Consider the following 13,860-nt stretch of genomic DNA (forward strand, 5'->3'; position numbering starts at 1 on the left):
AGGAGTCGCCCGTGGACCTGCCTGATTTCATCAAGTCTTTCCCCGCTTTGGATGTGCCGTTTCCTGAGGACGTTGTCTCTTCCTACGCAGTCCAGTCGGACCGGGGATTGGTGGTTTTCTTTGATTTCAAGAAGGACATGGTCCTGCCGCCGCATTCTCATCTGGCACAGTGGGGCACCGTACTGTCCGGCGAGATCGAGTTTACCATCGGCGGTGAAACCCAGACTATGGGCCCCGGCGCTATCTACAACATTCCGGCAAATGTCGAGCATGGCGCTGTTATCAAGGCCGGCACCAAGGTGATTGATGTCTTTGAAGAGCCGTACCGGTATCCCTTGCGGGGGGAGTGAACCCCAGGGAATTACTCCCAAGGCGCAAAGGTTTTTTCCGATGAGAGTTCGTTAAACCGGTCTTGCAGGGTGTTCATGAACTGAATCCGGTCACCCGCCCAAGTGATTGGTTTGCCGACAAAAATATCGCAGAAAAACGGTACCAGGAGGACCGAACCCTTTGGCAGCGCTTTGCCGAGGCCGTGAGTGAACACTGGAACGACTGGGGCGCTGGCCGCATGTTCGGCGAGATAGGAAATGCCTTTCTTCAGGCCGGTCATTTCTTCCGGTTCGCCTCGGGAGCCCTCTGGAAAAAGGATCAGCACCTGGCCCTTGTCCAGCGCCTGGTAACAACCTTCCAGCGGATCAGAGGTCCGGTCCGCGCCTTTGCGTTCGACCGGGATGATCCCGAGCACATTTTCTGAGAACCAAGACTTCCAGGACGAGGAAAAGAAATAGTCGGCGGCGGCAACCGGCTTGATGTTCTTCAGCTTTGACAGCGGCATCAAGGCCATCAGCACCATCGTGTCGAGATGGCTGTTGTGGTTGGCAACGATGATTGCCGGTCCCTCAGAGGGCAGCAGGTCTTTGCGCCTGACATTCAGCCCGAGCAGAAACAGCACCGCAATCTTGACGAAGATATAAAAGACCTTCTGCAGCATCATCCCGGCCTAATAATAAAAATAGCGGGTGAAGTGGAAAAACAGCGGAGCGGTGAAGGTCAGGCTGTCGATCCGGTCGAGAATGCCGCCATGGCCGGGAATGAGGCTTCCGGTATCCTTGACGCCGAGATCGCGCTTGAGCGCGGAGACGGTGACATCGCCGATAAACCCGGCCACGGAGATCAAGAGCCCGGCTGCCGCCGCATGCGCAAGGCTGAACGGCGTGACCAAAGGCGCGGTTACAATGGCGAGCACAAAGGTTGTGCCGACGCCGCCCAGGAACCCTTCCCAGGTCTTGTTCGGGCTGACGCCCGGAATGATTTTCCTGCGTCCGAACAACTTGCCCCAGGTGTACTGGGCAACGTCATTGAACTGGGTCAGAAACACCAGGAACAAAAGCAAGCCTGCACCGCCTGCAGAGTTGCCTTCGGTCGGCGGCAGGATCAAGAGGAAGGCCGCGTGGGAGATTGAAAACACGCAGAGCATCAGGCCCCAGTTGAGCGTGCCGACGGACTTCAGAAACCCTTCGGTCTGCTGGGAGAGCAGGCTGGCAAAGGGCAGAAACAGGAACATGTAGACCGGGATGAACACGGCAAACATCCCGTAGTAACTGTCATAGACCCAGAAATACTGAACCGGGATCGACAGATACGCCCAGAACAGCACGCGCCGATCTGCGCGCCGGGTCGGGATCATCGAGAAATACTCTTTCAGCGCCAGGAAACTGATCAGGGCGAAAACGATGATCGAAATCGTGTTGGAGACGAGAAAGGCGACGGTGAAGATCGCCACCATCACCCACCAGCTTTGGGTGCGTTGAACGAGTTCTGAAAGGTTTTTCTCCGAGCGTTTGGAGAGGATGAAAACGATGAGGCTAGCTGCGATCAGCAGCCCCCAGATGCCGATCAAGGCCCAGTGGATGGCGTGCAGGGTCATTGTATCTCCGGTTCACCCAGTGCGTTCTTGGCGCGGTTCCAGATGGTGACGGCCGATAAAAGAACGCAAAGACCCATCAGGATTGTGAAGAAGAGTTCCGCGGTCAGCCCAAAGGCCACCAGAACGCCGCACAGGCCGAATACGGCGGCCCGGTCGCTTTTGCCGAACGGTCCGTCATACCGCCGGCTTGCCCCGATCTGGACGGCGATGACACCGGTCATCTCGCCGATGATCGCCAGGACCACCAATCCGACAACCAGTTCGCCCGGAAAAAACGGCAGTGCGGCGAAGGGCAGGTAAAGAGCGGCATCGGACAGCACATCGCCGAGTTCATTCAGGATCGCGCCGAGATCCGATTTCTGATCGTGTTCGCGGGCGAGCATGCCGTCAATAGCGTTTAGGCCCATCCGGACAAACAGGATTACGGGCAACAGAATGAGCGGCCAAAAGGAGCCCGGAAATATCCAAAGCGCCAAACCCTCCGCAATCGAAAGCACGAGAGCCAACAGTGTCACCTGATTCGCAGTCACACGAGCAGAGGCAAGCCTTTTGCAGAGCGGGCGCAGCAGATCCTGAAAGCGGGATTTGAGCTGATAAATGGTAGGCATGAGAACCAGCGCTTCGGAAAGGGATGGAGACACTATAACGGTAGTTGGGCGCGCGGTAACCTGTTCAGATCATTGATCGACAACTCACAACGCCAGCATGATGCGGACCGGATTTGCCGGATCAAGAAGCAGTTTGACGGCCATGGCAATGCAGGAACACACCAGGAGTGGGCGGATGATCTTCGCGCCGTTCTTTATGGCAAGCTTGGATCCGGCTTGTGCTCCGAGAAACTGACCCACTCCCATCAGCAGGCCGATCTTCCAGAACACGGCTCCGCTGACCATAAACACGAGAAATCCGGCAAGGTTCGACGCAAAGTTCAGCACCTTCGTATGGGCAGTGGCTTTCAAGAGACCTGCGCCCATCAGGGCGACAAAGGCGAGCATGAAAAAGGACCCGGTGCCCGGGCCGAATATGCCGTCGTAAAAGCCGATCGCCGGGACAATGGTCGCGCCGAAGGCAAAACTGGTCATCCGCGGCACCTGTTCAACGGCGCCGACATTGGGTTTCAGCGCGAAATAGACGGCAATGAGAATCAAGACGACGGGCAGGGCTGTCTGGAGCACGTCTGTCGGCAGGATTGTGGCAACCAGCGCTCCACAGACCGCTCCGGCGGCCGACAATCCGGCCATCGGCAGAATGACTTTGTAATCAACAAGCCCGCGGCGGGAATAAGCAAGGGTGGCGGAACCGGAGCCAAACAGCGCCTGCAGCTTGGCCGTTCCGAGCGTTTCCAGCGGGGGAAGCCCGACCATGAGGAGGGCAGGGATGGCGATCAATCCACCACCGCCTGCAATGGAATCGATAAACCCGGCAATAAAAGCGGCCACAAACAGCAGCAGCAGAATATCAAATGCAACTTCGGCCAAATCAGACCCGATCTTTGGAAAAAGGCGCGGACGGACCGGATAGGGCTGGCCGGACGCACTGGAAAGGTGCGGTCCTCTTAGTCCCGTTTTGTTTTGATTACCACCTCACTTGGTTGCCAGGGCACCTGCCAGAAGTGTCTTGATGGCTGTTTCGTAAGCTGAGCGGTCTGCGCCATTCGCGATTTCCAGCGCCGCCCGGTCGAAGGCGGCGGACAGCAATTCTGCGAGCGGCTCCAGGGGAACGTCCTGCAAGTACCCGTGCGCCACACTGTGCTGCAATCCTTCAAGAAGCGTTGCGCCGCCGGTTGTCCGGTCGATCTCGGCCATTTCATCCAGGCCGAGCACCGTTGGTCCTTCAAGAAGCAGGATTTTTGCCCGTCCAGGCACGGACAGAGCGGAAAAGTAGGCACTGGCTCCCGCCATGAAGGCATCAAGCGGAGACTGGCCGGTGTTGGTATCAGAGGCAATTTCAGCTGCGACCGCCTCGGCTTCCTGCTGCACCAGGGCGCGCATCAGGTCCGGTTTGTCCTCAAAATGATGATAGAGCGCCCCCCGGGTAACGTTCGCCCGTTTGACGATCTCCGGGGTCCCGGTTTCCGCATACCCCTTTTCAATAATGAGTGCGCGGGCAGCGTCCAGAAGTGCTTTCCGGGTTTCAGCACGGCGCTCGGCCTGGGATCGGCGCGGTTTTTCATCTTGCATACGTGCAGCCTGTATGTTAATTGAAATTTACATACATACTGTATGTTTATTTGTTGCGGCTGAAAAGCCCCATCAGCTCAATTGGGTTGATGACCGTGTTTGATTGCAGGAGACGCGTGATGAAATGCACCCAGTATTACCCTGTCCTTACGACAAAGGACGTGACCAAGACTGCCCGGTTTTATCAAGATCACTTCCGGTTCAAGGCTGTGTTCGAGGCAGACTGGTATGTGCATCTGCAATCTATCGAAGACGAGGCCGTGAACCTCGCCATTCTCGATCAGGACCATGAAACCATCCCGGAAGTCCGCCGGGGCCAGGGCACGGGCGCCATGCTGTTGAACTTTGAGGTGGAGGATGTTGATCAGATCTATGAACGTGCCAAGGGCGCCGGATTGCCAATCCTGCTGGCGCTGAAGGACGAACCCTTCGGTCAGCGGCATTTCATCACCGAAGACCCGAACGGCATCATGATCGATGTGATCAAACCGATCCCTCCGAGCCCGGAGTTCGTGAAACAGTTCGCGCCCGAGGCCGTGCCGGCCTGAACCCCAAGTTTCGTAGCCGGCCCGAAAGGCATCGTGTGTGAGGTTGGCTAACCTGATGCGGAATTGCTGAGCACGAGTGATTCCACCGTACAGATGCGATCTTGTTCCAGTGCGAACAGGATCGCTTCCACGACATGCCGGGCGGTCATTGTTTTGCCTGTGCCTGGGGAGGGCCGTTCGAACCAGGCTGGGCTCTTATATTCCAGATCGCTTTTAAAATCGGGCGGAAAGACCGACATCACCCGAATATGGGGATGTGTTTGGCGAAGCCGGTTCATGAACGCGGTCTGAGCGCTCTTGGTGGCATGGTATGCGGCATTGGGTTCCGATTGGCCCTCCAATGCCAAACCTGACTTTGAAACAATGGTCAAGATGTCAGGGTCTTCTGACATTTCCAACAGCGGAAGGCAGTGTTTGGTCAGGAGGATCGTTCCGGTCACCGTAGAATTCACGGCGGCGATCAAATGATCGTCGTCTGTCGCGTGAAAGGATCCGGACAGCCACATGGCCGCACTGTTGATCAGAATGTCGATCTTGGGCGTCCTGGCCCTCAGATCCGAGATAAACTGCTGGATGCTGTCCGGATCTGCGATGTCGCAGCTGTAGGCAGTGGGAGAGGAGCCGGTGACATCTTTGATAAAGCGGCACGTGTCTTGGGCCTGTGCCTTGTCTCGTGCGGACAGATGAATATCTGCGCCTCGGTCCGCCAAAGCTGCCGCGAGTGCCCGGCCGGTTGATCGGCCCGCACCGGTGATAACCACTGTCTTGCCATCTAGCGTGCTCATGTTTCATCCGCTCCTTCGCCTGTCGTTGCAGCCGTCAATTCCTGGCGACAGGTGGGTATGAAGCACGATTAAACAAGAAAATACTTTTTATATTTTGAAGGTGCGTGAATAGGCGTGGGAAAACACGGCGTCAAATTGATGTGGTTAAGACGCGACCGGTGGGCAGGAACTGCTCTGCTCGGCACGGCTCTTCAGGCCTTGCAGGCTTTGCATGGTGTTCGGATTGCCCGGCAGAACGAAGCTCTGTTCCAGCGCCGTGCGGACGTTGTTGATCACGGCAAGATCCTGAACAACGAGCGTCTCACACGGGGTGCCCGTGAAGCGAAGCCGGATGCGGATAACCCGGTTGCCGTTGTCTGAGGGGCCAAACTGGCTGTCCAGCGCCGGGTTTTCGCCAGTGAGCTGGCGCTCCATGACAACCATATTCGGCTGGTCCTGGATCACGATGGTACCGCGTTCCTGGGCGCTGGAAACGAGCGCTGAGCGAACGGTCATCGGGTCGGCGGCGACCTTAACGCTTTGCGCGCCCTGCGGCACGGTCAGCTGCGGCTGGTTCCCAAGGGACGCTTGTTCGGTGTTGCTGGACTGGCACGCTGCAAGTGTGAGTGCACAAAGGCCTGCAAGAATGAGATGCCGCATGAGATCGCCTGAGCTTGTATGAATGACTCTATCGGTTCGGTCTAAAACAGGTTTTTCGCCAGTGCAAGGAAGCTGCCGTGTCGTAAGGGCCGGTTTCTGCACCAGTGTCACAAATATGACCCTAGAACGTATCTCCGGTCTTGAAGCCACCACCGCCAAATCCGCCGCCGGTCTTGAAGCCGCCGCCACCAAACCCGTCATTGCCGCCCGGCATACCGGCTCCCGGCCCGCCGAACCCGCCGGGGCCTGGAATGCCGCCGAAACCGCCCATGGAGCGGGGAAGGCCTTTGCCCTTTGGAAATGCCACCCGGCGGCCTTTGGGACGGCGGCGCTTGTGGGACCTTTGTGCCCTATCCCAATACTCCGCGCCGGAAATCGCGCCCTTTACGAGTTCGCCCAAGAGCACAGTTGTCAAACGATCATCGGAAAACGTCGTTTCCCAGCTGCCATACCCATTTGAGCGGAACCGTTTGACGACATCTGCAAGCTCGGCGCGGCGGCGGCCGATATCGCGTTGTAGTTCCCGGTCCTGGCGGACCTCCCGGGCGACCTGCTCAATGCGGTCCTTGAAGTCTTCAATGCGTTGGACAATTTTCTCGTCTTCCGGAGATGGCGTTTCGATGGCCGCCCGCCACAGATCATTGAGGGCATCCATCTGCAGCGAAGACGCGAGGTGTTCTTCGGCCTTCTGGAAATCGTTGTCTTCGCCGCTTGCGAACTCTGCCAGGGCACCGGCGAGGGTCTCGATCCGCCGGTCCAGTTGATCCAGATCGCCGTCGATGCCGTCGATCTCGCCGGTCAGCGTTTCAATGCTTCCGACAAGATCCGTGCCTGCGGCATCGGTCATGGCGTTGCGGCTGAGCTCTGCCAGTTTCGCCTGTTCCTGGTCTGCGATCTCGGCGCAGCGTGCGGCATGTTTTGCCATGCGCTCGGGGATCCCGGTGAGCATCGCGTAGTTGGCTCTGGCGTCATTATACCCGATCAACCCGGCAACCCAGCGGTCCAACGACCGGGTCAAACCGCGTTTGTCATATGAAGGTGTCGCAAAGCCCCGGTCCCAAAGGTAGAGAAACAGCGGATCAGCTTCGTAGGCTTTGCCTTTTTCGAGCCGGTCAGCCTCTGATGTTTCTGCCTTTGCAGCTGCCGCAGCTGCCGTTTCTTCAGCGCGCTCGACTGCAGCCTTTTGGCGTTGAAATGCGTCATCGCCCTCCAGGCGCGTGTCGACCGCCTCCAGAAGGTCGTCCATCTGGTTTTCGGCGGTATCCCGATCCGCATCCAGCTGCTGGCGGCGGGCATGAAGCGTGCTGCGTTCGCTCTCGCACTGCCGCAGTTGGTCGCTCAGGACCTTGTAGTCGGCCGTGCGTTTTTCCAAAAGCCGCCGGGCTTCCCGTGCGGCGCTGTCCAGCCGGGTGTTGAGAGCGCCGGCCGCATCATTGTCCAGATGAAAGCGGGCAAGGTCCCGATAGGCTTCGGTCTGCCGCTCCTGCAGGTCGGTCAGCCCGCGGGTCGCGCGTTCAATCCGCTGGCTGAGCTCTGCCTCTTCGCGGCGCAAGTCGCTAAGCGCCTGCTCAATGGTTCCAAGGGTCTGCCGGCCTGTCAGCATTGTCTGTTCCGCATGTCAGGAAATCGGCAAAGCAGTCTTACCATTCGGTGATCGCTCCGTTTTGGACGCCGCTGCGCCAGGTGATGTCCAGCTCACCGCGCTGCTTTTGGCCCAAGGTTCCTTTTTGGACGATGCCGTCATCGACCTTGTCGCGCCGGACTGCAGTGTAGATGGTATCCGATACCCGCTGTGCCCACTTGTTGACCCGAACCGTCTCGCCGTTTTCTTCCGAGACGATGTCGCGCTCCAAGATGTTGCCGTCCGGATCGACCGCTTCAACCACGATGTAGTGATTTTCCGCATCCTGATTGGCGTCAGGGATCCGGGTAATGCCGGTTGGTACGCCTTCCCTTGAAATGATCTGAACGTCAAAGACTTCGGCAAGGCGGCTGGCCAAATCCCTGAGGTCAGCCTCCGCCTTGAAGGCCGCATCGGTCTTGCCGTCTGACAGCGCGATGGTTCCATCGTCCACAAGGCGCTGGGCATCGGCCTCGATAGCAGTGTTTCCGGTCAGGCCATCGATACGTTGAAGCAGTTCGGAATAGGTTTGCGGCATGTTCTCAAGCCGCTCTGCAAGGGCAGCTTCAGACCGCTGTGCCGGCAGTGTCACCAGCATGTACCAGGCCGTCGTCGCGACAATCAGGACAACGGCCAGTCCGGCAAGCCACTTGGACCAGATCGAGCGCGTGATGTAGACCATGGCCAGCGTGCGCTGAAAGCCAGCGGCCGGCGGATTGTATACAAACCGGTCCCGCTTGAGGTCTTCAACACCGGCTTTCAGAATATGGTCGGGGACGTCGATCCCTTGCGCGGCATATACCTTGCGCAGCCGCTCCACCATGGCGGTATCGCGTTCGTCGGCTTTCAGTTCGCGCGCGACCTGGCCTTCTTCGTGGCGGAGCGTGTCCACCACGTCCATCGCCATCATCAGATCATCGAGCGGCGTGTCGGGCTGTGCAGCCATGGACTTGGGTCTTCCCAAATTGCCGGAGCCGGGCAGACCCGGCTCCTAATAAGTCTTGATCCGAAGTTAGAGCCCTTGGCCTTCGGCCGTCAACTTGGCAAGGCGGCGCTTGCCGTCCTCAACTGCGTTGCGGATCTCTTCGGAGTTCTTGGTCGACATATCCCGCATTTCTGAAATGATTTCACGGGACTGGACCTGAAAGTTCACAACAGAATCAACCAGTTTCTTGACTGAAGCCGCCGCAACAGTTGGACCATAGCCGGCTTTGAGTGCCTCTTTCTGGACGGCGTCGCCGATCTCCGCCAGCGTCTCCAGGCTCTTGTTGATGCCGTCCTTCATGGCGTTCAGCGTTTCGGTGGATTCATGCAGGCCTTGCAGACCTGTGAAGGAGGCATTGAGCGCAGTCAGAACAGACTCGTTCGTCGAGAAGAAGCTGACCGACTGGGCGTACACCCGCTCCTTGGCGTTGGTGGTCTGGACGAGCCGTGCCATGATCACTTCGGACGTGTTGTAGCCAACGGTCAGGTTGTCTGAGAGATCCTTGGCGATCTGGTATCGTTTTTCCTCGTCCTGCATCTCGCGCAGCCGCTCATCGCGAGCAAGCTCCAGCCGGGCCTTTTGGGCAGCATCATCGCCGGCGTAGGCTTCAACTTCTGCTGAGGCGCCTTCAAGTGCTGACTTCGCTGCATCCAGCTTGGCGGTGGCCATGTTTAGCAGCTCGAGCGCCGTGACTTCAGCTTGCTTCAGGGCGCCCCGGAAGTCCCGGTAGGCCTCCAGGATTGTCTGTTCCCGTTCAATCTGGTCCTTGGTCGCCCTGGCGACATCCTTGTAGGTGGTGCGGATGTCGGTGAAGCGGTCGGATATGGTGCCGCGGCGCATGTCCCGCCACTTGTTTGAGAGATTCTCGGTGAAGGAGATCTTGCCGTCTGCGAGTTGGTCGACCAAAGTCTTGGCGTCGTCCCGGATCGAATTGAACGCGTCGGTGATTTCTTCGTACCGCTCGCCAATGTCCATCTGCTGGACCTGATTGCGGACCACCTCGTTGAAGTTCGAAGCCTGGCCCAGCGTTCGGGAAATAATCAGCACCTTGTCCGGAGACAGATCCGAGATTTGTTCCAAAAGGGCGTTGATCGGGGCGTCCGCTTCTGTTTCGGGTGTGATGCCGATGTCGCGCAACGTCGTCAAAGCGCGGTCGAGGTATTGAAGGGGCGAAAATCCACCGGCCGGGGCTGGGGTTTGGACAGCTGTTCCTTGGGAGTTTTCTTCAACCATTTAAAACACCTCGATACCTGTTTGCTTTTGTTTAGCCGCACGAGTTTTGCGCGGTCCGAATGACTACAGCGCTTCACATAGGACTGCCAACGGGCATGTTGTCAATGAAAACCCATCCCGTTAGGTCACTTAGCCTTACAGCTATGAGATGACAGTCTTTTTGCATTACGGGTCAGCCTTGTTTGGCCTTTGAGCGGACCTTGGACATAAGATCATCGCCGACGCAATACGAGGGTCATCGTGAGTGTTTCGGATGCATACCGGCCGGGCTCGGCTCGGTAGAGCTCTTCGAAGCGCTCGAAAAACGTTGCAGTCAAGGCATCCGCCTCATCAACGGTTTTGACCGATTTTTCAAACAGGTGCAGGCGGAGAGACGATTCTCCAAAGCCTCTGACATACCCAGTGTAGAGCTCAGCGTATTTTTCAGGGTCCGCCAGCCAGTCTTGATAAGCGTCTTGCGGGTTTATTGCAGCGTCGGTGACGGAGGCCTCAATCACTTCGAACGCAGCCTCCAGATCCTCGTTTTGAATGAGCGGACCAACAGCGTCGCTGACTGAGGGAAACCAGAGCGGAAATATGAACCGGTCAAGAGCCTCTTCGGATAATAGCCCATCGGTGACCATCGTCGCGGCGACCTTGTGAATGGCCCGGTAAAGGTGGCGGGCTGATCCGCGGATGCCGTTGATCTCCTCAAGGTCCGGCGTGCTTCCAAGGGTCGAGACGATCAAATAGCCGCCGGGTGCAAGTTCGATTGCCCGGCTTCTCAAGAATCTGGTCCAGTCGGATCTTGCGAGATCTTCGTAGGCGGCCCGGGCCTCGCCCTCAAGGTCGGCATACCAGACCGTGCCGGGCGACGAGATTAGCAGGGGGCGCGACAGCCAATGGCTGGCCACAAAACAGGTCGCCAACGAGACCGAATCCGGGGCGGCCAAAACGTCATAAAAGGATCCGATCGAGGCCTCTGTCCGGATATTTTGGTCTTGTAGATAACCAGATTCTGAGAATACGAGACCAAACAAGCCCTTCCAGTCATTGTGTGGTTGATCGCCGTGACAGATGGCGATGCGGCCGTTTGGAGAAGTTCGACGGTAGGTCACGATAGAAGGTTTGACTGCCTCTATTGCCGTATGACCCGGGCCGCAGCCGAGATCGAGATGCCGGAATTCCGTTTTCTGCGGACCGATGTCCCGAACAGCTCTTTCTATCCAGTCTGCTCTACTTTTGACCAGATTGCTCTGCATGTAAGAGTTCCGGTCGTAATCGACCATATGTTCGGTCGCGGTGTCTGGGCCGGTCTTCTCATCCGTCATGCCATTGCCTTTCGTAAAAAATGGCAGATGAGATTAGGAAAGACCAATCCCTGACGTCTCCGCAAGGGGCAACAACAAACCAGATCGAAAGCAACAGTGGGCGATAGCCGGTTACGTGCGGCTTTCTATTGACTGGTCACCAAAGGCGGTCAGTGTGAAAACGATACAAAGCAGTTTGTCAGGCGGCATTCATTGATGCGTTTTATCCAGCTTCTGGGCACACTTTTGATCTTTTGGACAGCGGCTGCGCTGCCCATTGCACCCGCTTCAGCGCAAAATGGCGATGCCGAACAAACCGATGCATTGGGGTTGCCGTCTTCGGCGGATGAGCTTTTTGCCCGGGCAACCCATGCGCTTGAGCAAGGGACAGTCTCAATCCGGACGTTGGAGCTGTTGCGCAGCCAGTTGGTCTCGGTTCGGGACCGCAATGCTGCCATCGTTAATCTCGGAAGCATTGAGGCGGATGCCTTGCAGGCCCAGCTTGATGCTCTCGGGCCCGTGCCCCCGAGCGGCCAAAAGGAAGCCGATGATATTGCGGCGCGCCGCGCGGAGCTGATAAATGCTGTTGCCGACGCCAACGCGCCGGTCATTCAGGCAAAAGAAATTCAATTTCGGGCCGCTGCTCTGATCCACGCCATTGATCGGCATATACGCTCCAAAACCCTCGACCAACTCACCCAGCGGTTTCCATCTCCCGTCTTTCCTTCGACCTGGAGTTCGGCGGTTGCCGAAATTCAGCAGTACCAACAACGGCTTGAGCGGGACATTCAGAACCAGCTGGCTCGGCCGAGTGTTTCCAAATCGCTCGGGCAGACGGTGCCGATTTCAATCGCACTTGTGGTTTTTGGCCTGGCCTTTTTGTTCTGGCTCCGGTTTCCGATCCATCGCTTTCTTCTGAGATTTAGCTTGCAGCAGGAAGGGGGCTTTCGGGTCATCCTGGCGGCGGTATTATACAATCTGAGTTATCTCATCTTGCCCGCGATCGGCCTGATCTCCTTCCTGGCCGTCATCCGGATCCTTGATATTCAACCCAATGCGGCCCGAACCGCACTGATCGCAGCGCCTGCGTCTGCATTGGCCGTTGTGCTTGCCATGTGGCTCGGACACACACTGTTCGCGCCGGAGCAAACCCGATGGCGTCTTTTGGATCTTGAAGAGCGAAGCGCGAAACGCGGGCTGTGGTTCTGCTTGGGTCTCGGCATTTTCCTGATGCTGGAAATCACTCTGGAAGCGCTGCAGAGGGACAATGCGTTTGGCGAAGCTGCGCTGTCTGTGATCTCGTTGCCCCTCATCGCTGCGGCGTCCATTTTTCTTTGGTCGCTCGCTGGGGTTTTGAGACCGAACACGCCCGCCGCGGATGCGGGTCAGCCTGAAGCAGAAGACCCTGACGAGGAGGATGAGGCCGGGGTGGAAGAAGCCTCAGTCAATCCGCGGGACTCCGGTTTTCTGTTTTCAATGTCCGTGCTGATGAAGGCATCCGCTGTGATTGCCTTCATTTTGACCCTGGCCGGGTATGTCTTGATGGCCCGGGCGGCAATTATCCCGATGATCGTGACACTCGCTCAACTCGGGCTTGGGTTCATGTTCTATCACCTCGCGCTTGCCTTGGTGCGGACGGCGACAAAAAGGGATGCAACGGAGCCGGTTCCCATCCTCATTTCGCTCGGCTTGATTATCGCTCTGGTCATTGTGTTTGCTCCGCTGATCGCCATGACTTGGGGCGCGCGGCCAACCGATATTGCAGATGCCTGGCGGTTGTTTATGGGGGGCGTCCAGCTGGGTGACATCCGGCTGTCTCTTGACACGCTGCTGATCTTGATCGTGGTCTTCGGTGCTGGGGTTTTGGTCACGCGCTGGCTGAAACGGCTTTTGCGGACGTCCGTTCTTCCGCAAACGCGTATGGACATCGGTGCGCAGACAGCCATCGTCACTGGAACCGGGTATGTCGGCTTGACGCTGGCGGCGTTGATTGCGGTCTCCACCGCTGGTCTCAATCTCTCCAGCCTCGCAGTGGTCGCCGGTGCGCTGTCTGTTGGCATTGGTTTTGGCCTCCAGACAATCGTCTCCAACTTTGTCTCCGGCATCATTTTGCTGGTCGAACGCCCGATCAAGGAAGGCGATTGGATCGAAGTCTCAGGGCAGTCGGGTTATGTGCGGAAAATCTCTGTTCGGTCGACGCGGATCGAAACGTTTGATCGTCACGATGTTATCATTCCGAACTCGGATCTGATTGCCGGCACGGTGCGAAACATGACCCTGAGCAACAAGACTGGCCGTCTGATTCTGCCGATCAGGGTCGCTTACGGGAGCGATCTGGAAGAAGTGAAAGAAATTCTAATTGGTGCTGCCCGGGCGCATTACACGATTGCGCGGTATCCGTATCCGTTCGTCCTGTTCATCGGGATGGGAGACAGTGCGCTCAATCTGGAATTGCGTTGCTATTTGAAGGATGTGAACAATATCCTGACCACCCAGTCGGACCTTTACTTCACGATCTACAATGAGCTTGGAAAAGCGGGCATCGAAATCCCGTTCCCGCAACAGGATATTCATTTCAGGGATATGGAAAAGCTGATTTCAGCCCTGGAAAAACGGGAAGAGGCCAATGAAACACCGGCCTCTTCGTAAAGCC

General features: G+C 57.4%; 14 protein-coding genes. 3 read left to right on the top strand and 11 right to left on the bottom strand.

The features are described from left to right. Window positions 1–11: 11 nt before the first annotated feature. A complete protein-coding gene (locus AC0J4F_RS13035; RefSeq protein ID WP_473023673.1) occupies window positions 12–350 on the top strand; it encodes a cupin domain-containing protein in 339 nt (112 codons plus the stop codon). Between the two features lie 11 nt (window positions 351–361). Here AC0J4F_RS13035 and AC0J4F_RS13040 read toward each other — a convergent pair whose 3' ends face one another. The 5 genes from AC0J4F_RS13040 to AC0J4F_RS13060 all read right to left on the bottom strand — a co-directional run bounded on the left by AC0J4F_RS13040 (window position 362) and on the right by AC0J4F_RS13060 (window position 4,107). Further along, the gene (locus AC0J4F_RS13040) at window positions 362–994 is read right to left on the bottom strand and encodes a lysophospholipid acyltransferase family protein (RefSeq protein WP_473023674.1); all 633 of its coding nucleotides are present in this window, start codon (window positions 992–994) and stop codon (window positions 362–364) included. Between the two features lie 6 nt (window positions 995–1,000). Next, a complete protein-coding gene (locus AC0J4F_RS13045) occupies window positions 1,001–1,927 on the bottom strand; it encodes a phosphatidate cytidylyltransferase (protein WP_473023675.1) in 927 nt (308 codons plus the stop codon). Further along, window positions 1,924–2,535 carry a CDP-alcohol phosphatidyltransferase family protein gene (locus AC0J4F_RS13050; RefSeq protein WP_133946601.1) on the bottom strand — a complete coding sequence of 204 codons (612 nt, stop codon included), beginning with the start codon at window positions 2,533–2,535 and terminating at the stop codon, window positions 1,924–1,926. Before AC0J4F_RS13050 ends, AC0J4F_RS13045 begins: the two co-directional genes overlap by 4 nt. Window positions 2,536–2,619: 84 nt before the next feature. After that, entirely contained in the window at window positions 2,620–3,405 is a 786-nt protein-coding gene (locus AC0J4F_RS13055) for a TSUP family transporter (RefSeq protein WP_473023676.1), read from the bottom strand. Window positions 3,406–3,510: 105 nt separating this feature from the next. Further along, a complete protein-coding gene (locus AC0J4F_RS13060) occupies window positions 3,511–4,107 on the bottom strand; it encodes a TetR/AcrR family transcriptional regulator (RefSeq protein ID WP_473023677.1) in 597 nt (198 codons plus the stop codon). Between the two features lie 119 nt (window positions 4,108–4,226). Here AC0J4F_RS13060 and AC0J4F_RS13065 point away from each other — a divergent pair, with 119 nt between their 5' ends. Then, on the top strand, window positions 4,227–4,655 hold the full coding sequence (locus tag AC0J4F_RS13065) for a VOC family protein (protein WP_133946606.1): 429 nt from the start codon (window positions 4,227–4,229) through the stop codon (window positions 4,653–4,655). Between the two features lie 47 nt (window positions 4,656–4,702). On the opposite strand, the gene AC0J4F_RS13070 is transcribed toward AC0J4F_RS13065, so the two are convergent. From AC0J4F_RS13070 to AC0J4F_RS13095, 6 genes are all read right to left on the bottom strand, one after another. Further along, the gene (locus AC0J4F_RS13070) at window positions 4,703–5,440 is read right to left on the bottom strand and encodes an SDR family oxidoreductase (protein ID WP_133946608.1); all 738 of its coding nucleotides are present in this window, start codon (window positions 5,438–5,440) and stop codon (window positions 4,703–4,705) included. Window positions 5,441–5,584: 144 nt separating this feature from the next. Then, on the bottom strand, window positions 5,585–6,079 hold the full coding sequence (locus tag AC0J4F_RS13075) for a hypothetical protein (RefSeq protein ID WP_133946610.1): 495 nt from the start codon (window positions 6,077–6,079) through the stop codon (window positions 5,585–5,587). 121 nt (window positions 6,080–6,200) lie between these two features. Further along, window positions 6,201–7,682 carry a coiled-coil domain-containing protein gene (locus tag AC0J4F_RS13080; RefSeq protein ID WP_473023678.1) on the bottom strand — a complete coding sequence of 494 codons (1,482 nt, stop codon included), beginning with the start codon at window positions 7,680–7,682 and terminating at the stop codon, window positions 6,201–6,203. A gap of 37 nt (window positions 7,683–7,719) precedes the next feature. Continuing rightward, a complete protein-coding gene (locus tag AC0J4F_RS13085; protein WP_409692598.1) occupies window positions 7,720–8,646 on the bottom strand; it encodes a DUF6384 family protein in 927 nt (308 codons plus the stop codon). Window positions 8,647–8,712: 66 nt separating this feature from the next. Beyond that, window positions 8,713–9,918 (bottom strand): cell surface protein, encoded by a 1,206-nt coding sequence (locus tag AC0J4F_RS13090; protein ID WP_286183255.1) that lies wholly within the window; start codon window positions 9,916–9,918, stop codon window positions 8,713–8,715. Window positions 9,919–10,130: 212 nt separating this feature from the next. Beyond that, window positions 10,131–11,228, bottom strand: coding sequence for a class I SAM-dependent methyltransferase (locus AC0J4F_RS13095; RefSeq protein ID WP_473023679.1), 1,098 nt, complete (start codon window positions 11,226–11,228; stop codon window positions 10,131–10,133). A gap of 195 nt (window positions 11,229–11,423) precedes the next feature. Between AC0J4F_RS13095 and AC0J4F_RS13100 the strand changes: the two genes are divergently transcribed. Continuing rightward, complete coding sequence (locus AC0J4F_RS13100; RefSeq protein WP_473023680.1) at window positions 11,424–13,856, top strand: DUF3772 domain-containing protein; 2,433 nt, start codon at window positions 11,424–11,426, stop codon at window positions 13,854–13,856. Window positions 13,857–13,860 lie beyond the last annotated feature (4 nt).

It is taken from the genome of Roseibium sp. R5, from assembly GCF_055755305.1.